The following is a 24,193-nucleotide window of genomic DNA, read 5'->3' as shown; positions in this document are numbered from 1 at the left end:
GCCGATCACCAGCCAGCCTCGGATGTCGCCCAAAGCCGAACCCCCCGAACGGCGATCCATGCGCAGATCCGGAGTCAGGTACCTGTAAATCCAGGCAAACGAAAACGCCCCGACAAGATGCCGGGGCGTTTTCAACTTTATTGCCACGTTTTCGACTTTATTGGCAAGGAACAAGCTCGCGCCGATCGCAACCAGATCACTCCACCGTGACGCTCTTCGCCAGGTTCCGTGGCTTATCTACGTCCGTACCCTTCACCAGCGCAGCGTGATAGGACAGCAACTGCAGTGCGATCACGTGCAGCACCGGCGACAGCATGCCGTAGTGCTCCGGCATGTGCAGGATGTGCACGCCTTCGGACTCGGGGATCTCGCTGCCGGCGTCGGCGAACACATAGAGTTCTCCGCCACGGGCGCGGACTTCCTGCAGGTTGGACTTGAGCTTTTCGAGCAGTTCGTCGGCCGGGGCAACTGCGATCACCGGCATGTCCTTGTCCACCAGCGCGAGCGGGCCGTGCTTGAGTTCGCCGGCGGCATAGGCTTCGGCGTGGATGTAGGAAATTTCCTTGAGCTTGAGCGCACCTTCCATCGCAATCGGCCAATGGCGGCCACGACCGAGGAAGAGTGCGTGCTCCTTGCTGGCGAAGCGCTGCGCCCAGGCTTCGATCTGCGGTTCAAGCTCAAGCACTTTCTGGATGGCAACCGGCAGGTGACGCAAGGCGGTGAGGTAGTCGGCCTCGTCGGTCTCGGAGAGACGACCATTGATCTTGGCCAGCGACAGGGTGAGCAGGGCCAGCGCGGCAAGCTGGGTGGTGAAGGCCTTGGTCGATGCGACACCGATTTCGGGGCCCGCGCGGGTGATGAAGCGCAGGGCGGCTTCGCGCACGATGGCCGATTCGGGCACGTTGCACACCGCGAGGGTGCGGGTCATGCCCAGCGCACTGGCATGCTTGAGCGCAGCCAGGGTATCGGCGGTTTCGCCCGACTGGGAAATTACCACCACCAGGGTATCGGTTTCGGGCACTGACTTGCGGTAGCGGTATTCGCTGGCGATCTCGACCGTGCACGGGATGCCTGCGACCGACTCCAGCCAGTAGCGCGCGACCAGACCGGCGTGGTAGCTGGTGCCGCAGGCGAGTACGAGTACGCGACGCACACCGTCGAAAACCTCAGGGGCGCGCGCGCCGAAATGCAGCGGCGAGATCGAGCCGCCACCGGCAATCATCTCCAGCGTATTGCCCAGCGCCTGCGGCTGCTCGAAGATTTCCTTCTGCATGTAATGGCGGAACTGACCCAGCTCGACCGCATCGGCCGACAGGCTGGAAATATGTACCTCGCGCTCGACCGGTGAGCCGTCGGGCAGCATGACGCGGTAGCTGTCGCGACGCAGTTCAGCCAGATCGCCGTCTTCGAGATACACCACCTTGCGCGTGACCTGCAGCAGCGCTGCGGTATCGGATGCGGCATACATGCCATCCTCGCCAATACCGAGCAGCAGTGGCGAACCACGGCGCGCGACGATGGCGCGGAAGGGGTCGGCCTCGGACAGCACGCCGATGGCGTAGGCGCCGATCAGTTCGTTGGTTGCCAGACGCACCGCATCGAAGAGATCGGGCGTAGTCGCGAGCTTGCTGTGGATGAGGTGGGCGATGGCTTCGGTGTCGGTCTCGGACTCGAACACATAGCCACGCGCCTGCAGGCTGAGCTTGATCGACTCGAAGTTCTCGATGATGCCGTTATGCACCACTGCAAGCCCCGCCGAGATGTGCGGGTGGGCGTTGCGCTCCGAGGGCACGCCGTGGGTTGCCCAGCGCGTGTGGGCAATGCCGATGTTGGCCGACAGCCCAGCCTGATCCGCGAGCGCCGCAAGCTCTGCAACGCGGCCGGCCGAGCGCAGGCGGGTCAGCTCGCCGGACAACACCGCCAGCCCGGCGGAATCATAGCCACGATATTCGAGCTTGCGCAGGCCCTCGAGGAGCACGGGCACGACGTTGTTGGTGGCGATTGCTGTGACGATACCGCACATGACGCTGATCCTTTGATCCGGACGCTGCAGACCGGCTGCAGACGAGGGTTACTTGGTTTTGACCGGTTTCTTCCAGCTGCTGATGCTGAGCTGTTTGGCACGCGAAACGGTGAGCTGCTCGGGCGGCGCATCCTTGGTGAGGGTGGTGCCCGCACCTAGCGTGGCACCGCGCCCGACTCTGACCGGCGCCACAAGCTGGGTGTCCGAGCCGATGAAAACGTCATCCTCGATGACGGTGCGGTGCTTGAATGCGCCATCGTAATTGCAGGTAATGGTGCCGGCGCCGATATTCACGCGCTGACCGACATCCGCATCACCCACGTAGGCCAGATGATTGGCCTTGGAGTGATCGGCGACCACGCTGTTCTTGATCTCGACGAAGTTGCCGACGTGCACATCCTGACCAAGCACCGTGCCCGGACGGGTGCGCGCATAGGGGCCAATGACGCAGGCTTCGCCCATGGTGGTGCTGTCGAGATGCGAAAACGGTGCGACGCGGGTGCCTGCACCGATACGGCTGTCGCGCACCACGCAGTTGGCGCCGATGACCACGCCATCGCCGAGTTCGACGCGCCCCTCGAACACGCAGTTGATATCGATCTCGACGTCGCGCCCGCAGATCAGTTCGCCACGTACATCGATGCGGGCGGGATCGATCAGGGTCACGCCCTCATCGAGCAGACGCCCTGCAATCGCAGCCTGATGCAGGCGTTCGAGCTGCGCGAGCTGGGACTTGCTGTTGACGCCAAGGGTTTCGGACACGGCGTCAGGTTGCACCGTGACCACTTCGACATCCTCGGCCACGGCCATGCCGATGATGTCGGTCAGGTAATACTCGCCCTGGGCATTGTCGTTGCCGATACGCCCCAGCCAGTCGCGCAGGCGGGCAACCGGTGCGACGAGGATGCCGGTGTTGACTTCGCGCACCTGACGTTCGGCATCAGAGGCGTCCTTTTCTTCGACGATGCGCTGCACTCGACCCGCGCCATCGCGCAGGATGCGGCCGTATCCGGTGGGCTGTTCGAGTTCGACGGTAAGCAGCGCGAGCCGGCTCTTGCCCGCCGCCTGCGCCAGGCGACGCAGCGTCGGCACGCCGATCAGCGGCACATCGCCATACAGCACGAGCGCAAGCGAGCCGTCCGTCAGATGCGGCAAGGCCTGTTGCACTGCATGCCCGGTGCCCAGTTGCGGGGACTGCAGTGCCCAGGACAGATCAGGGGCGTCGAGGCGCTCGCGCACGACTTCGCCACCATGGCCATACACCACGCAAATCCGTTTCGCATCAAGTTCACGGGCTGCGCCCAGCACATGGGCCAGCATCGGCTTGCCTGCAATCGGCTGCAGCACCTTGGGCAGAACCGAACGCATGCGCTTGCCCTGACCCGCAGCGAGAATCACGACTTCCATGGAGCATCCCGTGAGATTTATCGACGCGGATTTTAGCATGTGGCATGCCCCCGCCCTGTGACGCGTGCCCTGTTGTCGAAGTGATACGAAGTTCGTGCTGCAGTGCACTAAAAACAATCGGATTCCAACCGCCGTAATAATACTGAAAGTAGAATGGGCTTGTTGCAATGCACGCAAAAAGGGTCAGATATGGAACACGCAGCTCAATCGCTCATCCAGAACCGCATCTTCGACGAGATACAGGTCGGTGACTTTGCACAGCTGGTACGGACGCTCCGCCCGGAGGACATCCATCTGTTCGCCGCCATGTCGGGTGACGTCAATCCGACGCATGTCGACACCGAGTTCGCGCGCTCAAGCCAGTTCCGCGAGGTCGTGGGCCACAGCATGTGGGGTAGCACCCTGATCTCCACCGTGCTCGGCACCGAATTCCCCGGCCCCGGCACCGTGTATGTGTCGCAGGGGCTCAACTTCTGGCGCCCCATCACCATTGGGGACACGCTCACCATTTCGGTGACCTGCCGCGAGAAGTTCGAACACAATCACCACATCATCTTCGATTGCCTCGCGGTCAACCAGGACGGACTCAAGGTCATCGACGGTACGGCCGAAGTCGCCGCGCCAACCGAGAAGATCTCGCGTGCGCGGGTCGTGCTGCCGCAAGTCACGATTTCCGATCGCGAACTGCGTTACCGTCACCTGCTGTCGGTCACGGCGGGGATGTCGCCGATTCCGATCGCGGTTGCGCACCCGTGCGACGCAGAATCGCTGCGCGGCCCCATTCAGGCGGCACAGGCCGGCCTGGTCGACCCCATTCTAATTGGCCCCGAGGCGAAGATCCGCGCTGTTGCCGAGGAAGAAGGGCTGGACCTGAAGGGTTTCCGGATCGTTGACGTACCGCACAGCCATGCATCGGCCGAAACCGCTGTCGCCCTGTGCCGCGACGGCGGCATCGAGGCCCTGATGAAGGGCTCGCTGCACACCGACGAGCTGATGGCTGCAGTCGTATCGAGGGCCACCGGCCTGCGCACCGCACGCCGCATCAGCCATGTGTTCCTCGCGGACGTGCCGACCTACCCGCATCCGCTGATGATCACCGACGCGGCGATCAACATCGAGCCAACGCTCGAGGACAAGGTTCACATCATCCAGAACGCGATCGAGCTCGGCCACATGCTCGGCCTGCCCGAACCCAAGGTCGCGATTCTGGCCGCAGTTGAAACCGTCAATCCGAAGATGCGCTCCACCATCGAAGCCGCGGCGTTGTGCAAAATGGCGGATCGCCGGCAGATCACCGGCGGCCTGCTCGACGGCCCGCTCGCGTTCGACAACGCGGTGTCGCTGGTCGCAGCCAAGACCAAGGGCATCCGCTCGGCAGTGGCCGGCAACGCGGACATCCTCGTGGTGCCCGACCTCGAATCCGGCAACATGGTGGCGAAGCAGCTTGAGTACCTGGCCGATGCGCTGATGGCCGGCGTTGTGCTCGGCGCACGCGTGCCCATCGTGCTCACCAGTCGTGCCGACACGGCAGAAACACGGGCTGCATCGTGCGCAATTGCGCAGCTGATGGCCCACCGCAAGCGCGAGGCCATGCTATGAAAGCCGTACTTGTTCTCAATGCAGGCTCGAGCAGCCTGAAGTTTGCACTGTTTGCCATCGAACCCGAGCTGGCCGAACACCCCGCCCTGTCGGGCCAGATCGACGGCATCGGCGCCACGCCGCAATTCAATGCGAAAAGCGCTGCAGGCGAGCGCTTCGAGGAGGCGGTCCCGACCACCTCTTCGAGCCAGCGCGAGCAGCACCGCGACGCGCTTACCCATTTGCTCGACTGGCTGGCAGCGCACAACCCCGCGCTCGAGATTGCCGCCGCAGGCCACCGCATCGTGCATGGCGGCGACCTGTTCAGCGAGCCTGTGCGCCTGTACGGCCACATCATGCTCAAGCTCAAGAAGTTCGTGCCGCTGGCGCCGCTGCACCAGCCCCACAACCTGAATGCAGTGCAGGCGATTTCAGCCATGGCACCCGACATTCCGCAGGTGGGGTGTTTCGACACGGCTTTTCATCGCACGCAGCCGGCGGTCGCACAGGCCTATGCGCTGCCGCGCAAGATCAGCGCCGAGGGCGTCAAGCGCTACGGTTTTCACGGTCTTTCCTACGACTACGTTGCGCGCCAGCTGCCATCGGTGATCGGCGACAAGGCCTCGGGCGCCGTCGTGATTGCCCACCTGGGCAACGGCTCGTCGATGTGCGCACTGCGCGACGGGCGCAGCGTCGCGTCGACAATGGGATTCACCGCGGTCGAGGGGCTGATGATGGGCACGCGCACCGGCAGCCTGGACCCCGGCGTACTGCTCTACCTGATGGATCAGAAAGGGATGAGCTCCAAGGACCTGACCAATCTGCTGTACAAGGAATCGGGGCTGCTCGGGGTGTCCGGCATCAGTCAGGACATGCGTACCCTGCTCGCGTCCGCTGCGCCGGAAGCCATGGAGGCTGTCGATCTGTACTGCTACCGGATCGCACGTGAGCTCGGTTCGCTCGCGGCCGCAGCGGGTGGTCTGGATGCGCTGGTCTTCACCGGCGGCATTGGTGAGCACGCAGCCCAGGTGCGTGAGAAGGTGGCGAAGATGTCGGGCTGGATCGGCGTCGACATCGACCCCGAGGCCAATGCTGCTCACGCGAGCCGGATCGACAGCCCGACCAGCAAGGTGGCCGTCGCCGTGGTGCCGACCAACGAAGAAGGCATGATTGCCCGCTACACGGTCGACGTACTGGGCCTGTGACTCGGCGCCGGGGCGGGCTGCTCAGCCGAGCAGTCCGTCCCACAACAGCTTCACCCCCGACAGCCCCAGGGCCGCAACCGCAAAGAAGTAGAACGGGCGCTCGGGGATCTTTGCCAGCAGACGCACGCCAAGCCATACGCCCAGGGGCACGAGCGGCAGCAGCGTGGCCGACATCACCAAGGTATCGCGCGAAAACAGGTCCAGTCCGATATAGAAGGGTAGCTTGGCGAGATTGATGGCCGCGAAGAAGAACACCGAGGTCGCCACATAGGTCTGCTTCGGCAACCGGCGGCTCAACAGGTAGGCCATCAACGGCGGCCCACCGGCATGCGCGAGCGTGCTGGTAAATCCCGCCCCAGTGCCACAGAGCCAGCCGAACCAGCGTCCTGCATGCGATGTCGCCGACACCGCATGCCCTGCCCTGCGCAGCAGCCGATCAAGCGCAAACGCGATCGAGATCACGCCCAGCACCACTTTCACCACCGCATCCGACATCGCCCCGAACGCCAGCGTACCGAGCGCAATACCGACCAGCGCAGAAGGGATCAGCAGTTTGAGGTCGCCAATGTCAGCCTTGCCACGCCAGGCACGAATCCCGACCAGATCCATCGCAATCAGGATCGGCAGCACGACCGCCACCGCGTCACGCGGCGAGATCCACATCGACATGAAAGGCACGGCGAGTCCGCCCAGCGCACCGCCCAGCCCCGACTTTGAAATGCCGGTCAGGAGAATCGCCACTGCCGTGACAATCCAGCCGCTTGCATCCATCTCCATTCCTGCCGCTCCCTCAGCCCCTGCATTGTCCGGGAAAAAACGAAGGCGACCCCGCAGGGTCGCCTTCGTGATCAGTTGCTACGCCGGACAGCGCTCGTCCGAGCCTGTCCAACGTGTTGCCGATTAGCGGGGCAGAACGCTCGTACCCATCAGGAACTCGTCAACCGCGCGCGCGCACTGACGGCCTTCACGGATCGCCCACACCACCAGCGACTGGCCGCGACGGACATCGCCCGCCGCAAACACCTTGGCGACGTTGGTTGCGTAGCAGCCTTCACCGTCGGTCGATGCCTTGGCGTTGCCCCGGCCATCCTTCTCCACACCGAACGCTTCGAGCACACCGCCCACCGGATTGGTGAAGCCCATGGCAAGGAATACACGCTCGGCCGGATAGACCTTCTCGGTGCCAGCGACTTCCGCCATGCGGCCGTCCTTCCACTCGAGATGAACAGTGCGCACACCGGTCAGCTTGCCGTTCTCGCCGACGAACTCCTTGGTGCCGATCGCGTATTCACGCTTGGTATCACCTTCGACGTGCGAGGAAGAAGTGCGCAGCTTGATCGGCCAGTACGGCCAGGTCAGCGCCTTGTTCTCCTGCTCGGGCGGCTGCGGCATCACTTCGAACTGGGTCACCGATTTGGCACCATGACGATAGCTGGTGCCGACGCAGTCGGAACCGGTATCGCCGCCACCAATCACCACCACATTGCAGCCTTCGGCGGAGATCGGATTCGGCCTGTCGCCTGCAACCTGCTTGTTCTGCGGGATCAGAAACTCAAGCGCGAAATGCACGCCGTCGAGCTCACGCCCCGGAACCGGCAAGTCGCGCGGCACTTCCGAACCACCCGCGAGCACCACGGCGTCGAACTCGGCCATCAGCGACTCGGCGGTGACGACTTCCTTCGCATCACAGATGATGCGGGACGGCATGTCCTTGGTACCGACCACCACGCCGGTGCGGAAGGTGACCCCTTCGGCCTCCATCTGTTCGATACGACGATCGATCAGGCCCTTCTCCATCTTGAAGTCGGGAATGCCGTAGCGCAGCAGACCGCCCGCGCGGTCGTTCTTTTCGAACACCGTCACGTCGTGACCTGCGCGCGCCAGTTGCTGGGCGTTGGCCAGGCCGGCGGGGCCGGAGCCAACCACAGCAACCTTCTTGCCGGTCTTGACCGCAGCCGGTTGCGGCAGCACCCAGCCCTCATCCCAGGCCTTGTCGATGATCGCGTGCTCGATCGACTTGATACCTACCGCTTCGTTGTTGATGTTCAGCGTACAGGCCGCCTCACATGGTGCCGGGCAGATACGGCCGGTGAACTCGGGGAAGTTGTTGGTGGAATGCAGCACGTCGATCGCCTGCTTCCAGTCGCCGCGATAAACCAGATCATTCCAGTCCGGAATGATGTTGTTTACCGGGCAACCGTTGTTGCAGAACGGGATGCCGCAGTCCATGCAGCGCGCACCCTGAATCGCCGCATCCTCGTCGGAAAGACGAAGCACGAACTCCTTGTACCCTTTCAGTCGCTCCGGAACGGGCTCGTAGCCCTCCGACAGACGCTGATACTCCAGAAATCCGGTTGGCTTGCCCATTTTTACGCCGCCTCCAGTTGCTTCTGACGCTGCTCGGCCATTTCGGCGAGCGCACGACGATATTCATTCGGCATTACCTTGACGAACTTGGTCCGCCACGCCGTCCAGTTGTCGAGAATCTCTCGCGCACGCGGGCTGCTGGTAAAGCGCGCATGACGCTCGATCAGCCCCTTGAGAATGAGCTCGTCGCCCATGCTCAGGTGGTCGATCGCGACGCGTCCATGCGACTCGAGGTCGTCACCCGCTTCCGTACCCTTGCGCGCCTCGACTTCCTCGGGCAGCGGCTCAAGTGCCACCTGCGCCATGTTGCAGCGCTGTTCGAAGCTGCCGTCTTGGTCAAGCACGTAAGCCACGCCACCCGACATGCCGGCAGCGAAGTTGCGGCCGGTCTCGCCGAGCACGACGACGGTGCCGCCTGTCATGTACTCGCAACCATGGTCGCCCACACCTTCCACCACCGCAGTTGCGCCGGAGTTACGGACCGCGAAGCGCTCGCCACCGACACCCGCCAGATAGACCTCACCTTCGGTCGCACCGTAGAGCACGGTATTGCCGATGATGATGTTGTCCGCCGTGGTGCCACGGAACTCGGCTTGCGGACGCACGATGATGCGACCACCCGACAGGCCCTTGCCCACGTAGTCGTTACCCTCGCCGATCAGCTCAAGCGTGACGCCACGCGCAAGGAAGGCACCGAAGGCCTGGCCTGCAGTCCCCGTCAGACGGACGTGAATGGTGTCGTCCGGCAAACCGGCATGACCGTACTTCTGCGCAACACGACCGGAGAGCATGGTGCCCACCGTACGGTTGACGTTGCGCACCGGCAGGTCGATGGACACGCGCTCACCCTTGTCGAGCGCAGGTGCGGCGAGAGCGATGAGCTCGTTGTCGAGCGCCTTCTCCAGACCGTGATCCTGGATCTCGGTATGCAGACGCGGCACGCTGGCCGGCACGTTCGGGCGATAGAAGATGCGCGAGTAATCGAGACCGCGCGCCTTCCAGTGCTGGATGCCCTTCTTCATGTCGAGCAGGTCGGCACGGCCGATGAGGTCGTCGAACTTGCGGATGCCTAGCTGGGCCATCAGTTCGCGCACTTCCTCGGCGATGAAGAAGAAGAAGTTGACCACATGCTCGGGCTGACCGGAGAAGCGCTTGCGCAGCTCCGGGTCCTGCGTCGCCACACCCACCGGACAGGTGTTGAGGTGGCACTTGCGCATCATGATGCAGCCTTCGACGACCAGCGGCGCAGTGGCAAAGCCAAACTCGTCTGCACCCAGCAGGGCGCCGACGACGACGTCGCGACCGGTCTTGATCTGACCGTCAACCTGCAGGCGGATACGGCTGCGCAGACGGTTCAGCACGAGGGTCTGCTGGGTTTCGGCAAGACCGAGCTCCCACGGCGAACCCGCGTACTTGATCGACGACCACGGCGACGCACCGGTGCCACCGTCATGACCGGCGATCACGATGTGATCGGCCTTGGCCTTGGCCACGCCTGCGGCAACGGTACCCACACCGATCTCGGACACCAGCTTCACCGAGATATCGGCGCGCGAGTTGGCGTTCTTGAGGTCATGGATCAGCTGCGCCAGATCTTCGATCGAGTAAATGTCATGGTGCGGCGGGGGCGAAATCAGGCCGACGCCCGGCACCGAGTGACGCAGGAAGCCGATGTACTCGGACACCTTGTGACCGGGCAGCTGGCCGCCTTCGCCGGGCTTGGCGCCCTGGGCCATCTTGATCTGGATCTGGTCGGCGTTGACCAGGTACTCGGTGGTGACACCGAAGCGTCCCGAGGCGACCTGCTTGATGGACGAACGCAGCGAGTCGCCGGCGCCCAGTTCGAGGTCGCGCTCGATCCGGCCTTCGCCGATGATCTGCGACAGCTTCGTCGTCTGCGTGATCGGCTTGAAGCGCATCGGGTCTTCACCACCCTCGCCGGTGTTCGACTTGCCGCCAATGCGGTTCATCGCCACAGCCAGCGTGGTGTGCGCTTCGGTCGAGATCGAACCGAGCGACATCGCACCCGTTGCAAAGCGCTTGACGATCTCCTTGGCCGACTCGACTTCGTCGAGCGCAACCGGGGCACCTGCAGGCTTGATCTCGAACAGACCGCGCAACGTCATGTGACGACGGCTCTGGTCGTTGATGATCTTGGCGTATTCCTTGTAGGTGTCGTACTTGTTCGAGCGCGTTGAGTGCTGCAGCTTGGCAATCGCGTCCGGCGTCCACATGTGTTCTTCGCCGCGGATGCGGTAAGCGTACTCGCCACCGGCGTCGAGCATGTTCGCCAGCACAGGGTCGGGACTGAACGCCTTCTGGTGCAGGCGGATCGCCTCTTCCATGACTTCGAACACGCTGATCCCTTCGATCTGCGTGGTGGTGCCGGTGAAATACTTGTCCACCATCGCGCTCTGCAGGCCGACGGCTTCGAAGATCTGAGCACCGGTGTAGGACATGTAGGTCGAGATGCCCATCTTGGACATGACCTTCATCAGGCCCTTGCCCACACCCTTGACGAAGTGCTTGATGTACTTCGCGCCGGTTTCCTCGTCACCCGCCAGTTGCTGGAGCGTTTCGAGGGCGATGTAGGGGTGCACCGCTTCCGCACCGTAACCTGCCAGTACTGCGAAGTGATGCGTCTCGCGCGCCGAACCGGTTTCGACCACCAGACCCGCACGGGTACGCAGCCCCTTGGTGACCAGGTGCTGATGGATGGCCGACAGCGCCAGCAGTGCAGGGATCGCGACCTGATCGACCGTGACCTTGCGGTCGGAGACGATCAGGATGTTGCTGCCCTGCAGCACCGCGTTCTCTGCCTCGGCGCACAGCGAAGCCAGACGTGCCTCCACGCCTTCCTTGCCCCAGCTGACCGGATAGCAGATATCCAGCTCTGCGGAACGGAACTTGTTGTTGGTGAAGCGCGCGATGTTGCGGATCTTGGCCATGTCGCCGAAATCCAGCACCGGCTGCGTCACTTCGAGGCGGAACGGCGGGTTGATCTCGTTGATCTCGAGCAGGTTCGGCTTGGGTCCGATGAAGGACACCAGCGACATCACCAGCTGCTCGCGGATCGGGTCGATCGGCGGGTTGGTGACCTGTGCGAAGAGCTGACGGAAGTAGCTGTAGAGCACTTTCTCACGGGACGACAGCACCGCCAGCGGCGAGTCGTTACCCATCGAGCCCGTGCCTTCCTCGCCCGTCTTGCCCATCGGCTCGAGAATGAACTTGATGTCTTCCTGGCTGTAGCCAAATGCCTGCTGACGATCGAGCAGACTGGCAACGCAGTCGGGAGCTGCGGCACCGGCAGGTACGTCGAGGCCGTCGAGCTTGATGTTGATACGCGACAGCCAGTCGGTGTAGGGACGAACCGAGGCCAGGCTGTCCTTGAGTTCCTTGTCGTCGATGATGCGCCCCTGCTCCATGTCGATCAGGAACATCTTGCCCGGCTGCAGACGCCACTTCTTGACGATCTTGCTGTCGGGGATCGGCAGCACGCCGGACTCGGACGCCATCACCACGAGGTCGTCATCGGTGACGAGATAACGCGCGGGACGCAAGCCGTTACGGTCGAGGGTCGCGCCGATCTGGCGGCCGTCGGTAAACGCGACCGCAGCGGGGCCGTCCCACGGCTCCATCATTGCAGCGTGGTATTCGTAGAAGGCACGACGCTTCTCGTCCATCTGGGTGTGCGACTCCCAGGCTTCCGGAATCATCATCATCACCGCGTGCGCCATCGAGTAGCCGCTCATCACGAGCAGCTCGAGTGCGTTGTCGAAGGCAGCAGAGTCGGACTGGCCGGGGTAGATCAGCGGCCAGATCTTTTCCAGGTCGGCACCCAGCAGCGGCGACGACACGCCCTTCTCGCGGGCGCGCATCCAGTTGTAGTTGCCGCGAACGGTGTTGATTTCGCCGTTGTGCGCGATGTAGCGGAACGGGTGCGCCAGGTTCCACTTGGGGAAGGTGTTGGTGGAGAAGCGCTGATGCACCAGCGACAGCGCCGAGGTGGCACGCGGGTCGACGAGATCGAGGAAGTATTCGCCAACCTGGGTCGCAAGCAGCAGACCCTTGTAGTTCACGGTGCGGGCCGACATGGAAACCATGTAGAACTCCTGACCGTGCTTGAGGTTGAGCGCGTTGATCGCGTTGGCGGCACGACGACGGGTGACGTAGAGCTTGCGCTCAAGTGCTTCGGTCACCATGACATCGGGGCCACGGCCGACGAAGACCTGGCGAATCACCGGCTCCTTAGCCTTGACCGTTGGCGACATCGGCATGTCGGCGTTGGTCGGCACATCACGCCAGCCGAGCAGAACCTGACCTTCGGCGCGCACGGCGCGCTCGATTTCTTCCTCACAGGCAAGACGCGAAGCCGCTTCCTTGGGCATGAACACCATGGCAACGCCGTACTCACCGGGCGCCGGCAGGGTGACACCCTTGGCCGCCATGTCTTCGCGGTAAAGCTGATCGGGAATCTGGATCAGGATGCCGGCACCATCGCCCTGCAGGGGGTCTGCACCAACGGCGCCCCGGTGATCCAGATTCTTCAGGATCTCAAGGCCCTGCAGAATGATGTCGTGAGACTTCTTACCCTTGATGTGGGCAATGAAACCCACGCCGCAGGCATCATGTTCGTTCGCGGGATCGTACAGACCCTGCTTCTGGGGGAGATCCATCTCGTTTGTCCTCGAAACAACACGCTCGCCGGGTAATTGCCGACGAAGTTCGGGCGGCTCTCGCCGCTGCTCAAACCCGCACACGTAAACCATGCGGACACAAAAAAGCCGGGCGCGCGGGCACCCCGGCTTGCACGATCGACTATCCGATAGTCAATCGCTACGAACACATCAAACGGATGCTCGAATATACCCTCGCAAAACGCTCGACTCAAGCGTTTTTTGCAGTGCGGTAAAGCTATGACAAATCAGTGTATTTCACCAACAGCGAAGAGCCGGCGGTGCTCTTTCATCGCGTAGCGATCCGTCATCCCGGCGATGTAGTCGGCAATCGCCCTTGGCTTGTCGGTCTGCGCCTTGGTTTGATACTGAGGTGGGAGCAGGCGCGGATCGGCCATGAAGGCCGAGAACAGGTCGCCAATGATGCGACGCGCCTTGTCGGTCATGCGCAGCACCTGGTAATGCCAGTACAGGTTTTCGCGCAAGAACACCTTCAGCGCCTGCAGTCGTGGCCACTGCTCGTCAGAGTACGCCACCAGGCGCGGTGCAAGCCTTACTTCGTCGAGCGTGATCACCCCGGCATCCAGAATGTTGCGGCGTGTTTGTGCAATCAGGTCGAGCGCCATGCTGTCCACCATGCGCCGGATCGTCTCATGAATGAGCTTGCGTCCGCTCAGGCCGGGCCAGCGCGCTTCGACAGCCCGCCGGTGATCGGCAAACACAGGCACTCCATCGAGTTGCTCCAAGGTAATCAGGCCCGATCGCAAGCCGTCATCAACATCGTGGTTGTTGTAGGCAATTTCGTCGGCCAGGTTTGACAACTGCGCCTCAAGTGAAGGCTGGGTGCCATCGAGAAAGCGCTTTCCGATTTCGCCCAATTGCTCGGCATTCGGACGCGAGCAGTGCTTCAGCACGCCTTCGCGTGTTTCGTACATCAGGTTCAGCCCGTCAAAGGCCGCGTAGTGCTCTTCGAGCAGGTCAACCGTCCGTAGCGACTGCAGGTTGTGCTCGAAGCCGCCATAAGCCTTCATGCAGGCGTTCAGGGCATCCTGGCCGGCGTGACCGAAGGGCGTGTGCCCCAGGTCGTGCGCAAGCGCAATCGCTTCGGCCAGGTCTTCGTTCAAGCCAAGTGCGCGCGAGATGCTGCGCGTGAGTTGGGCAACCTCGATGCTGTGGGTGAGCCGCGTCCGGAACAGGTCGCCCTCATGATTGACGAAAACCTGGGTCTTGTACTCAAGACGCCGAAAAGCCGTGGAGTGAATCACGCGGTCACGGTCACGCTGAAAGTCCGAGCGCCCGCTGGGCGGCGGCTCATCGTGCTGGCGTCCGCGACTGTTGGCAACCGACACGGCGTAGCTCGCCAGCCCGTTCTCGTGACTCACGCGCAGCGGACCTCGATGGCAGCAGCGAGGTCCGCCGCTGGTGAATCCGCATGCATGACCGCCTTGCCAAGGCCTCGCAGCAGAACCAGGCGCAAGCGCCCGGCCTCGACCTTCTTGTCATGCGACATCAAGTCGAGATAGCGCTCCACGCCAAGCTTCGGCCCGGTCACCGGCAATCCCGCGCGGCGAAACAGACTTTCGATGCGTGCGAGCTCAGTGGCACTCAGCCAGCCGAGGCGCAGCGAGAGCTCCGCTGCCATCATGGTACCGATCGCCACGGCCTCGCCATGCAGGCACACCCCATAACCGAGGCCAGCTTCGATCGCATGGCCGAATGTATGCCCCAGATTGAGCAGAGCGCGCTCACCCTGCTCGGTCTCGTCCGCCGCGACCACCTCGGCCTTGTTGCTGCAGGAGCGCTCGATCGCAAAGGCGAGGGCCTCAGGTTCACGCTCAAGCAAGCGGTCGAGGTTGATCTCCAGCCACTCCAGAAACTCGGGATCCCGAATCAATCCGTACTTGATCACTTCGGCGAGGCCAGCGGCCAGTTCGCGCGGAGGGAGCGTATTGAGCACGGAGGTGTCAGCAAGCACCAGTCGTGGCTGATAGAAGGCACCAATCATGTTCTTGCCGAGCGGATGATTGATCGCAGTCTTGCCACCTACCGACGAATCCACCTGTGCAAGCAGGGTAGTGGGAACCTGGATGAATGGCATGCCACGCTGATAACAGGCAGCGGCAAACCCACCCATGTCGCCCACGACGCCCCCGCCAAGCGCGATCAGCGTCGTGGAACGCTCGCAGCGATCACCAAGAAGCGCATCGAATATGAGGTTGAGCGTCTGCCAGTCCTTGTGGCACTCACCATCGGGCAGGACGACCGCACTCACCCCAACGTCAAGCGCTTCGAGCCCGGACTGCAGTCGCTCGAGGTAGAGCGGCCCAACCACGTCGTTGGTGACGATCACCACGCGGCGGGTCTTGAGGTGAGGAAGAATCAATTCGGGACGATCGAGAAGACTGCCGCCGATGTGGATTGGATACGCCCGAGCACCGAGCGCCACGTTCAGTGTTCGCATGAAGTTTTGTCCAAAGTGGCCAGCGCTTTCTCGATCTGGCGCACCATGGCGCCAGGGTTTCCGCGACCACCGTCGACCACCAGGTCTGCAACTTCCCGGTAGAGCGGATCGCGCACGCGGTGAAGCTCCTCGATCCGCTGACGCGGATTCTCAACCCGCAGCAACGGCCGGTTCCGATCATGGCGCGTACGCTCCCAGAGAATCTGCGGGGGGACGTTCAGATAGATCACAATGCCCCGCTGCGTGAGCAGCGCGCGGTTTCCCGCGTCGAGCACGACGCCGCCGCCTGTCGCCAGAACGAGATCGGACTCAAGCGTGAGCTCATCCAGCGCCTGCGCCTCGCGCCGGCGGAAGCCGTCCTCGCCCTCAATTTCGAAAATGGTGGGTATGGTGACCCCGGTACGCGCAACGATCTCATGGTCGCAATCGGCAAAGCGCATCCGTCTGCGCTTTGCGAGTTCGCGCCCAACAGTCGTTTTTCCGGCACCCATCATGCCGATCAGTATCAGACAAGTCACACGAATATCGCCGGCTTCAAATGTACGAAAGGGCGGCAACCCCGATGGAGTCACCGCCCCCGAATTGTAGCAGCAGCCGAACCGGCTTATCTGAGCGTCAGCGAATCCGACACGATTCGCGGCGTCACGAAGATCAGCAGCTCGCTTCGCTCAGACACCGTGCTGGTGCTTCTGAACAATCCGCCCACGACAGGGAGCTCGCCGAGGAAGGGCACGCGATCGACACCCTTGGTTTCCTCTTCCAGATAGATTCCGCCGATCACGACCGTTCCGCCATTCTCGACCAGAACCTCACTCTTGATGTTCTTGGTCTCGATCGGCGGCACATTGAGGAGCGCATCCTCGTAAGCCGGACGGTCCTTGTTGACCTGAATTGCCAGCTGCAGGCGCCCGTCGGGCGTGATCTGCGGCTTAACCTTGAGTGAAAGCACAGCCTTCTTGAACGACACACTCGTTGAACCAGAGCTGCTCGCCTCAAGGTAGGGAATCTCGGTACCCTGCTCGATCGACGCCTCAACCTGATTTGCAGTCAGGATCCGGGGACTGGAGATCACACGCCCGCGACCGTCGGACTCCAGCGCCTGCAGTTCGAGGTTCAGGAATCGGGTAAGCGAACTATTGAAAAGACTGAGATTGACTGAGCCGTAACCTGACGGCAGATACCCAGTTCCACTCTGGGCCAACCCTGGCGTAAAGGTGTTCGTTGTCGTACCCACAGACGAGGACCCGAACCCAAGCTTTGCTCCGCCCCCCAGATTCACCGCCGTGTTGCTGCCAAGACCCAGCCGCACGCCAATATCTCTCGAGAACGTTTTGGACGCCTCTACAATCCGCGCCTCGATCAAGACCTGCTTGGGCGCTACATCGATCTCTCCCACCAGCTTGCGCAATGTGGCGAGCTTCGAGCCTACATCCGTCACGAAGACCTTGTTGCTGCGCTCATCAACGACGACGCTGCCACGCTTGGAGAGCATCGTCTGATCCTTGCTCTTCAGGAAATCGAAGATTTCCTTTGCCTTGTGGTAGTTGATCTGGAAGCTCTCCGTCTGCAACGGCTCAAGATCACTGATCTGTGCCTTGGCTTCGAGCTGGAGCTTTTCTCGCGCGGCGAGCTCGTCACCCGGTGCAATCCAGATCACGTTGCCACTCTTACGCATGTCCAGGCCCTTGGCCTGAAGAATGATGTCCAGCGCCTGATCCCACGGAACATCCTTGAGCCGCAGGGTCAGGTTGCCCTGAACCGAGTCCGAGGTGATGATGTTGAAGTTCGTGAAATCGGCAATGACCTGCAGCACCGAGCGCACATCGATGTTCTGGAAGTTGAGCGACAGCTTCTCGCCCTGATACTGCCCCCGCGTCCCCTGCACCAGCTTGTTCGGATCTTCGATAACGCGCTTCACCTCAAGCACGAACTGATCGTCACTTTGATACGCGTTGTGCTCCCACAACCCGTTCGGAGTCACCACGAGGCGGACGTTGTCGCCCTGCTGTTGCGCAACCATCCCCGTAATCGGTGTTGCAAAATCGGTCACATCCGATTTGCGGCGCAGATGCTCAGGCAGCGTCGTCTTGAGAAACTCGACGACGAGGTTGCCGCCCTGCTGGCGGATGTCGATCCCAGTGTCTGCACTGGAGAGCTGAACAAGAACACGCCCCTCCCCATCCTTGCCGCGCCGGAAGTTGATGTCGCGGACGCTCTTTCCGCCACTGATTGCCGGATTTGCCGTCGCGAAGTTCGCATACGCCTGCTCGCCAACAGTTTGGGTGGATTGAACATTGACCGGCGTAAGCGCGATGATGACGTCGCGTCCTTCGATCCGGGTCTCATAGGGCGACATCTTCACCAGATTGAGCACCAGGCGGGTGCGCTCACCGGCCTGGACAATATTCGCGCTGCGAAGATCCCCGCGCTCGATCGCCTGAACGTTGCGCCCGAGCGCATTCGCCGTTGCCGGAAAATCAAAGGCAATCCGCGCCGGATTTGCGACACTGAAACTTGCAGGTGGCGCAGCAAGCGGCTCCTTCATCACGAGCCTGACATAGATCGCCCCGCCCTGCTCGGCAACCTCCAGCGCTTCGATGCGGTTGGACGCCACTTGGGACGCGCCCGATTCCTGTGCAAAGGCCGCACCCATGGGCATCAGTACTGCGACCATCGCTGCGAGCAGCACCGTTCCGATTCTAATCTTCATTTTCCGGCCTCCTGCCGCTCCTGCAACTGCAGCGAACTGGCGCGCTCAACCCAGTCACCATTCACATCCTCTACCAGCTCACGCAATTCGACCGACGAATCGGTCACTGCAGTAATCACGCCATAATCCTGCCCGAGATAATTTCCTGCCTTGACACGATAGAGCGACTTGTCAGCCTGTATCAGGGCCTGCGACACGTTGTCCTGAGTCAGAATACCCACCATGCGCAGACTTTCCAGCGGATACGCTTCGAGCGGCTCACGCCGGCGATCGGGATCCGGACGCAACCCACCACCGCCATTCTTGCGCTCAGGCTCAATCCGCGACGCCTTGAAAGGCTCAATGAGCGCAGCGCCTGCGTAATCGACAACTGAAAACACCTTGATTTCAGGCAGCGGCTTGACCACCCCCCGCATACCTGCAGACTGCTCTGTCATCCACGACTGAATGTCTTCCTGGTCGTCCGCACAGCCAGTAAGTGCAATGCAGCTGATGAGAAGCAAAAATTTCCTCATCATTTCTTCCCCTGCGCAGCCTTGGCCGCCTGTCGCTTCTGAGCCACCTCTTCTTCGTCCAGATATCGATAGGTGGTGGCCCTGGCATCCAGCTTCAGGCGCCCCTCCGCAGCAGCATCGAGCGAGATGTTGTTCAGCGTGACGATCCGCGGCATGCGGGCAACATCACTCGCAAACTCGCCGAGATCGTGATACCCGCCAGTCACCCTGATTTCAATCGGCATCTCGGCGTAGAACTCCTTCACCTGATCGCTGCCCGGCTTGAAAAGCTCGAACAGCAGACCACGTCCCAGCCCAGCCTGGTTGATGTCGGACAAAAGCGAATCCATTTCCGCGCGATTGGGCAACTGCTTCAGCAGCGCGCCGAACTGCCGATCGATCTCGGCAAGTTGACGCTTGTGCTCGTCGAGGTTGACGGCAAGCCGCTTCTTGCCCAGCCAATCCTGGCGCAATTGCTGCTCTTCGGCCTCGCGCTGCTCCAGCAGAATGCCTTGATCACTCCAGTCGAACCACCAGGCAGCGGCAATGGTTGCCACGAACAGGAAGACAAAGACCGCGACACGTGGCGCAAGCGGCCATACCCCCGGATCGTTCGGATCCAGATTCTGAAAATCTTGCTGCAGGCGCTGAAGATCAATGCTGCGCAGTCCGGAAAGCACATCTTTGGACGTCATTGAGCGCCTCCCTGCGCGGCCTGCGCATTTTCTGCCGACGGGGGCGCAATCCCGATGTTCAAGATGAACTCGCTGACCCTGCGATTATTCACGGTGGCCGATTTGACTTCAACCAACCCCGGGTTCTGCAGGAAAGGAGATTCGTCAAGGCTGCGCATCAGCGTTGAAACCCGCGCGTTCGACTGCGCGTAACCAACAAGCGTAACTTGCTGCGCGGCCTGCTTCACCGACTTGAGATACACCCCGTTTGGCATCTTGCGCGCCAGTTCGTTGAACAGATGCACGGTTTCGGCCCGACTGCTCTGCAGAGACTCAATAACCTGCTTGCGCGCCAAGAGCGAGTCAATCTGCTCGCGAAGACGTCGAATCTCAACGATCTCTTCGTCGAGCTTCACGATTTCCGCCTTGATGAACGCGTTCTTGGTCTCCTGGCGCTCGATGTATCCGGCGTACACTGTATGCACCAGCAGAGCAATCGCTGCACCGAGCAACACCATGGCACCCGAGAGCGTGTAAAACTGCTGACGCCGCTCCTTTCGCTTTTCTTCGCGATGGGGCAGCAGATTGATCCGGATCATGCGTCGAATCTCCGCAAAGCCAGCCCACATGCGACCATCAACGACGGCGCATCAGCCAGCAGATTCTTGGGACGGACCTTCGAGGACAGCGCCATCCCCGCAAAGGGGTTGGCCACAATGGTCTCGACCTGAGTCCGGCCACCCACGACTTCGGCGAGACCCGGCATGACCGCGCAACCGCCAGCAAGGACTAGATGGTCGACCTGGTTGTACTGAGTCGAAGTGAAGAAGAACTGCAATGCGCGCGAAACCTCAAGCGCAAGACTGTCCATGAACGGGCGTAGAAGATCTCGCGCATAATCATCCGGGAGACTGCCAGAGCGCTTGGCGGCCTCGGCCTCTTCAATGCTCATCCCATACTGGCGCGCAATATCCTGGGTCAGCTGGACGCCGCCAAACGCCTGCTCTCTTGAGTAGACCTGATGACCATCACGAAGTACAGACACGTTCATGGCTGTTGCGCCAATATCAATCAGGGCGACAACCTTCCCTGCGCCACCGCCTGGCAATTGACGACTAACCAGCTCAAAAGAGGACTCAGTCGCGAGCGACTCGACGTCGAGCACTACCGCCTTCAGGCCACAAGCCTGCGCGACAGCAACACGGTCTTCGACCTTTTCCTTGCGCGACGCGGCAATCAGCACCTCTACTTCGCCGGGGCTACCTCCGGCCGGTCCAACCACCTGAAAGTCGAGATTGACCTCGTCGAGCGCAAACGGAATGTACTGATTGGCCTCGGATTCGACCTGGAGCTCCATCTCCTGCTCGCGCAGACCGTCCGGGAGAATGATTTTCTTGGTGATGACTGACGAAGCCGGCAAGGCCATGGCCACGTTCTTCACGCCCGGGCCAAAACGCCTAACGAGGCGCTTGACACCTTCAGTGACAGCATCGAGATTGGCGATATTGCCATCAACCACAGCTTCGCGGGGCAAGGGCTCGATCGCGTAGCGTTCAACGCGAAAACCGCCTTTCTCACTCTCGACGAGCTCCACCATCTTCACGGATGAAGAAGAGATATCCAGCCCTGCGAGCTGTCGCGCCTTCGAACCGAATATTGAGAAGTCAATCACAAAGAAAACCCTTAAATTTCTTTATGTTAGGCGCCAATGCTGAATAAGGCTCTCAAATCCTAGCAACAAGCGCACGAGGTGTAAAGCAATTTGCATCAATTTGCATCAACGGCCCCGCAAGGAGGCGTCCGCAGTTTTCGCCTTATATAATGCGCGCCTATTCCACTTTCCCGGACAAATAAATGCGCTGGGTTCTCTACCCCGTCGCCGCACTCACGGCCCTGGTGACACTCGGGCTCGCGACGCTGGCAGCAATTTCCATCCTGGCCTGGCCCAACCTGCCTTCACTGGAAGTGCTGACCGACTACCGCCCCCGGGTCCCGCTCCGCATCTACACTGCCGACGGCCATCTTATCAGCGAATTCGGCGAGGAACGCCGCTCGGTAGTGAAGATCGAAGACGTTCCCGCCATTCTGAAGCACGCAATTCTTGCCGCTGAGGATGAACGCTTCTATGAGCATCCCGGCATCGACCCGATTGGCATCGCCCGTGCGGCGCTGGCAAACCTTACCTCAGGCGGACGTGGCCAAGGTGCGTCAACCATCACGATGCAGGTCGCGCGTAACTTTTTCCTGTCTCGCGAAAAAACCTACAACCGCAAGCTCTACGAGATCCTGCTGGCGCTGAAGATTGAACGCAATCTGAGCAAGGACCAGATTCTGGAGCTGTACATCAACCAGATCTACCTCGGGCAGCGTGCCTACGGCTTTTCCGCTGCCGCCCGCGCCTATTTCGGCAAGCCGCTGAGCGAGATCAGCCTTGCCGAGGCCGCAATGCTTGCCGGTCTTCCCAAAGCCCCTTCCGCATACAATCCGATCGCCAACCCTTCTCGTGCAACCCTGCGTCAGCACTATGTACTGCGCCGGATGGTCGAAGCCGGATTCAGCGACAACGCGAGCTATCAGAAGGCGCTCAAGGAGCCACTGCGCACTCAGACCGGCAGCGTGGCGCGCAACGGCGGCAACAGCACCCCGATGCATGGCGACTACGTTGCCGAGATGGCACGCCAGATTGCGGTCGAACAGTTTGGCGAGGAGGCCTACCAGCTCGGCATCAAGATCGTCACGACCATCACCCGCGACGATCAGGAAGCGGCTTACGCCGCGCTGCGCAAGGGGGTGATGGATTACGATCGCCGCCACGGCTATCGTGGCCCCGAGCGCTTCGTTGATCTTCCTCAGGGCGCTGATGGTGAAGCGCTGGACGACATCCTTGCCGACTCCAGCGATCACGACGACCTGCTTGCCGCAGTCGTTCTCGAAGCGTCGCCTTCGGGCGTCAAAGTGTTCCGCCGGGGCGAAACCTATGACATTACGGGCGACGGGCTGCGCTTTGCGGCGCCGATGCTCAGTGAGAAGTCCCCACAAAGCCGGCGCGTCCGTCGCGGCGCAGTGATCCGCATCCGCAGCACGGAAAAGCAGGGCTGGGAAATCGTGCAACTGCCTGAGGTAGAGGCCGCACTGGTCTCTGTAGACCCGCACACCGGGGCTGTACGTGCGCTTGTTGGCGGCTTCGACTTCAACAGCAACAAGTACAACCACGTCACCCAGGCGCAGCGCCAGCCGGGCTCAAGCTTCAAGCCCTTCATCTATTCGGCGGGCCTGGAACGCGGATACTCCCCGGGCACGCTGATCGAGGACGAACCACTCTATTTCCCCGCCGGCGTCACCGGCAGCCAGGCGTGGGAACCAAAGAACTATGACGGCAAGTTCGCCGGACTGATGACGCTGCGCGAAGCGCTCGCACGTTCAAAGAACATGGCGTCGATCCGGCTGCTGCAGAACATCACACCGGACTACGCGCAGGACTACATTGGCCGGTTCGGCTTCGATCCCGCGCGCAACCCGCCCTATCTGACGATGGCGCTGGGCGCCGGATCGGCGACCCCGTGGGAGATGGCAACCGCGTACTCCGTGTTTGCCAACGGCGGCTACAGGATCGATCCTTACATCGTGAAGGAGATCCACGATGGCAATGGCAAACTGATCGCAAAGATCGACCCACCGGTGGCCGGTGAGAGTGCGCCGCGTGTCATCGACCCCCGCAATGCGTGGCTGATGGATTCGATGCTGCAGGACGTCGTTCGGCGCGGAACGGGCGCACGCGCACGCAGCCTCAATCGTGGCGACATTGCCGGCAAGACGGGCACGACCAACGACTACCTCGACGCCTGGTTCTGCGGCTACAGCCCGGATCTTGTTGCCATCTCCTGGATGGGTTTCTCGCAGCCAAAGAACATGGGACGTGGAGAAACCGGCGGCGCAGCCGCACTGCCGATCTGGATCAACTACATGCGCGCAGCACTCAAGGGCGCACCGGAAAAGTCGCTCCCGCGCCCCGAGGGCCTGCTGAGCGCGCCCGTGGCCGACGGCAGCGTGGAGGACTTCTACTATGCCGAGAACGAGCCCCCGGCGCTGAAGCCCGAACCCGACTGGCTGGAGCAACTCTTCTCAAGCCACACCCCAGTTCTCGAAGCCCCCGAAGAAGCAATTCCGCCTGTGGCGCCAGCACCCAAGCCCGCCCCCCGGCCGGTGCCACAAATGCAGCCGCCGGCCCCGGTCGTCGATCGCATGCCGACGCCGATACGACGCTGATCAGGCGCTGGCGCTCAGCACCACCTGCTCTCCCGACTGTTCGCTGACAACGCGGGAGAGCAGCGCATACAGCTCCGCCCCGTCGCGCCCGGCGATCCAGCCTCCGCTCTCCGGACGAAAGTGAAAGCCGCCGGATTTCGCTGCCACCCAAATCTCCCGTGCAGCGGTGTGCCGGTTGATGATGACTTTGCTGCCGTTGTCGAACTCCAGCTCAAGAATGCCTCCCGGCTTGAGCTCGATATCCATGTCCACCCCGCACGCTTCAAGTGCAGACTCGATTTTTGCCAGCTCGGCTTCTGCCAGAGCATTGAATGCGGATTCTTCCATGCCGA

Annotated in this window: 18 protein-coding genes; 4 read left to right on the top strand and 14 right to left on the bottom strand. The window is 61.8% G+C overall.

All coding sequences use genetic code 11. From position 1 onward, the window contains the following. Positions 1 to 210: hypothetical protein (locus tag AC22G6_RS12275; RefSeq protein WP_487367010.1), on the top strand; the 210-nt coding region annotated here is incomplete at its 5' end. Here the strand turns inward: AC22G6_RS12275 and glmS are convergent. After that, positions 197 to 2,023 (bottom strand): glutamine--fructose-6-phosphate transaminase (isomerizing), encoded by a 1,827-nt coding sequence (gene glmS, locus AC22G6_RS12270; RefSeq protein ID WP_487367009.1) that lies wholly within the window; start codon positions 2,021 to 2,023, stop codon positions 197 to 199. The two genes, AC22G6_RS12275 and glmS, sit on opposite strands and share 14 nt — an antisense overlap. Before the next feature lie 48 nt (positions 2,024 to 2,071). Next, positions 2,072 to 3,430 (bottom strand): bifunctional UDP-N-acetylglucosamine diphosphorylase/glucosamine-1-phosphate N-acetyltransferase GlmU, encoded by a 1,359-nt coding sequence (gene glmU / locus AC22G6_RS12265; protein ID WP_487367008.1) that lies wholly within the window; start codon positions 3,428 to 3,430, stop codon positions 2,072 to 2,074. A gap of 189 nt (positions 3,431 to 3,619) precedes the next feature. Here glmU and AC22G6_RS12260 point away from each other — a divergent pair, with 189 nt between their 5' ends. Then, positions 3,620 to 5,029 carry a bifunctional enoyl-CoA hydratase/phosphate acetyltransferase gene (locus AC22G6_RS12260; RefSeq protein WP_487367007.1) on the top strand — a complete coding sequence of 470 codons (1,410 nt, stop codon included), beginning with the start codon at positions 3,620 to 3,622 and terminating at the stop codon, positions 5,027 to 5,029. After that, entirely contained in the window at positions 5,026 to 6,213 is a 1,188-nt protein-coding gene (locus AC22G6_RS12255; RefSeq protein ID WP_487367006.1) for an acetate/propionate family kinase, read from the top strand. The genes AC22G6_RS12260 and AC22G6_RS12255 overlap by 4 nt, the downstream gene beginning before the upstream one ends. A 21-nt stretch (positions 6,214 to 6,234) precedes the next feature. Here the strand turns inward: AC22G6_RS12255 and AC22G6_RS12250 are convergent, their stop codons facing one another. The 11 genes from AC22G6_RS12250 to AC22G6_RS12200 form a co-directional block, all read right to left on the bottom strand. Beyond that, complete coding sequence (locus AC22G6_RS12250) at positions 6,235 to 6,990, bottom strand: sulfite exporter TauE/SafE family protein (protein WP_487367005.1); 756 nt, start codon at positions 6,988 to 6,990, stop codon at positions 6,235 to 6,237. 123 nt (positions 6,991 to 7,113) lie between these two features. Beyond that, a complete protein-coding gene (locus AC22G6_RS12245) occupies positions 7,114 to 8,580 on the bottom strand; it encodes a glutamate synthase subunit beta (RefSeq protein WP_487367004.1) in 1,467 nt (488 codons plus the stop codon). 2 nt (positions 8,581 to 8,582) lie between these two features. Then, positions 8,583 to 13,256: a glutamate synthase-related protein gene (locus tag AC22G6_RS12240; RefSeq protein ID WP_487367003.1), complete on the bottom strand. Its 4,674-nt coding sequence runs from the start codon at positions 13,254 to 13,256 to the stop codon at positions 8,583 to 8,585. A gap of 248 nt (positions 13,257 to 13,504) precedes the next feature. Next, complete coding sequence (locus AC22G6_RS12235) at positions 13,505 to 14,638, bottom strand: deoxyguanosinetriphosphate triphosphohydrolase (protein WP_487367002.1); 1,134 nt, start codon at positions 14,636 to 14,638, stop codon at positions 13,505 to 13,507. After that, positions 14,635 to 15,717, bottom strand: a complete 1,083-nt coding sequence (aroB, locus tag AC22G6_RS12230; RefSeq protein ID WP_487367001.1) for a 3-dehydroquinate synthase — start codon at positions 15,715 to 15,717, stop codon at positions 14,635 to 14,637. The genes AC22G6_RS12235 and aroB overlap by 4 nt, the downstream gene beginning before the upstream one ends. After that, on the bottom strand, positions 15,705 to 16,235 hold the full coding sequence (locus tag AC22G6_RS12225; RefSeq protein ID WP_487367000.1) for a shikimate kinase: 531 nt from the start codon (positions 16,233 to 16,235) through the stop codon (positions 15,705 to 15,707). Before AC22G6_RS12225 ends, aroB begins: the two co-directional genes overlap by 13 nt. Before the next feature lie 86 nt (positions 16,236 to 16,321). Further along, positions 16,322 to 18,427: a type IV pilus secretin PilQ gene (locus tag AC22G6_RS12220; protein WP_487366999.1), complete on the bottom strand. Its 2,106-nt coding sequence runs from the start codon at positions 18,425 to 18,427 to the stop codon at positions 16,322 to 16,324. Then, complete coding sequence (locus tag AC22G6_RS12215) at positions 18,424 to 18,942, bottom strand: pilus assembly protein PilP (RefSeq protein WP_487367015.1); 519 nt, start codon at positions 18,940 to 18,942, stop codon at positions 18,424 to 18,426. The genes AC22G6_RS12220 and AC22G6_RS12215 overlap by 4 nt, the downstream gene beginning before the upstream one ends. Continuing rightward, positions 18,942 to 19,616 carry a type IV pilus inner membrane component PilO gene (locus AC22G6_RS12210; RefSeq protein ID WP_487366998.1) on the bottom strand — a complete coding sequence of 225 codons (675 nt, stop codon included), beginning with the start codon at positions 19,614 to 19,616 and terminating at the stop codon, positions 18,942 to 18,944. The genes AC22G6_RS12215 and AC22G6_RS12210 overlap by 1 nt, the downstream gene beginning before the upstream one ends. After that, complete coding sequence (locus AC22G6_RS12205; protein WP_487366997.1) at positions 19,613 to 20,194, bottom strand: PilN domain-containing protein; 582 nt, start codon at positions 20,192 to 20,194, stop codon at positions 19,613 to 19,615. The genes AC22G6_RS12210 and AC22G6_RS12205 overlap by 4 nt, the downstream gene beginning before the upstream one ends. Beyond that, complete coding sequence (locus AC22G6_RS12200) at positions 20,191 to 21,267, bottom strand: pilus assembly protein PilM (protein WP_487366996.1); 1,077 nt, start codon at positions 21,265 to 21,267, stop codon at positions 20,191 to 20,193. The genes AC22G6_RS12205 and AC22G6_RS12200 overlap by 4 nt, the downstream gene beginning before the upstream one ends. Before the next feature lie 182 nt (positions 21,268 to 21,449). Between AC22G6_RS12200 and AC22G6_RS12195 the strand changes: the two genes are divergently transcribed. Further along, positions 21,450 to 23,861, top strand: a complete 2,412-nt coding sequence (locus AC22G6_RS12195) for a penicillin-binding protein 1A (RefSeq protein ID WP_487366995.1) — start codon at positions 21,450 to 21,452, stop codon at positions 23,859 to 23,861. On the opposite strand, the gene cyaY is transcribed toward AC22G6_RS12195, so the two are convergent. Beyond that, on the bottom strand, positions 23,862 to 24,188 hold the full coding sequence (cyaY, locus tag AC22G6_RS12190) for an iron donor protein CyaY (RefSeq protein WP_487366994.1): 327 nt from the start codon (positions 24,186 to 24,188) through the stop codon (positions 23,862 to 23,864). Between the last annotated feature and the right edge of the window lie 5 nt (positions 24,189 to 24,193).

The organism is Parazoarcus sp. PS-13 R2A, from assembly GCF_057621855.1.
This window is presented reverse-complemented; position numbering and strand designations above follow the sequence as displayed.

Bases quoted from the DNA above. Each gene is read 5' to 3' on its own strand.
- glmS (WP_487367009.1), bottom strand. From the start codon at position 2,023: ATGTGCGGTATCGTCACAGCAATCGCCACCAACAACGTCGTGCCCGTG.
- glmU (WP_487367008.1), bottom strand. From the start codon at position 3,430: ATGGAAGTCGTGATTCTCGCTGCGGGTCAGGGCAAGCGCATGCGTTCG.
- AC22G6_RS12260 (WP_487367007.1), top strand. From the start codon at position 3,620: ATGGAACACGCAGCTCAATCGCTCATCCAGAACCGCATCTTCGACGAG.
- AC22G6_RS12255 (WP_487367006.1), top strand. From the start codon at position 5,026: ATGAAAGCCGTACTTGTTCTCAATGCAGGCTCGAGCAGCCTGAAGTTT.
- AC22G6_RS12250 (WP_487367005.1), bottom strand. From the start codon at position 6,990: ATGGAGATGGATGCAAGCGGCTGGATTGTCACGGCAGTGGCGATTCTC.
- AC22G6_RS12245 (WP_487367004.1), bottom strand. From the start codon at position 8,580: ATGGGCAAGCCAACCGGATTTCTGGAGTATCAGCGTCTGTCGGAGGGC.
- AC22G6_RS12240 (WP_487367003.1), bottom strand. From the start codon at position 13,256: ATGGATCTCCCCCAGAAGCAGGGTCTGTACGATCCCGCGAACGAACAT.
- aroB (WP_487367001.1), bottom strand. From the start codon at position 15,717: ATGCGAACACTGAACGTGGCGCTCGGTGCTCGGGCGTATCCAATCCAC.
- AC22G6_RS12220 (WP_487366999.1), bottom strand. From the start codon at position 18,427: ATGAAGATTAGAATCGGAACGGTGCTGCTCGCAGCGATGGTCGCAGTA.
- AC22G6_RS12215 (WP_487367015.1), bottom strand. From the start codon at position 18,942: ATGAGGAAATTTTTGCTTCTCATCAGCTGCATTGCACTTACTGGCTGT.
- AC22G6_RS12210 (WP_487366998.1), bottom strand. From the start codon at position 19,616: ATGACGTCCAAAGATGTGCTTTCCGGACTGCGCAGCATTGATCTTCAG.
- AC22G6_RS12205 (WP_487366997.1), bottom strand. From the start codon at position 20,194: ATGATCCGGATCAATCTGCTGCCCCATCGCGAAGAAAAGCGAAAGGAG.
- AC22G6_RS12195 (WP_487366995.1), top strand. From the start codon at position 21,450: ATGCGCTGGGTTCTCTACCCCGTCGCCGCACTCACGGCCCTGGTGACA.
- cyaY (WP_487366994.1), bottom strand. From the start codon at position 24,188: ATGGAAGAATCCGCATTCAATGCTCTGGCAGAAGCCGAGCTGGCAAAA.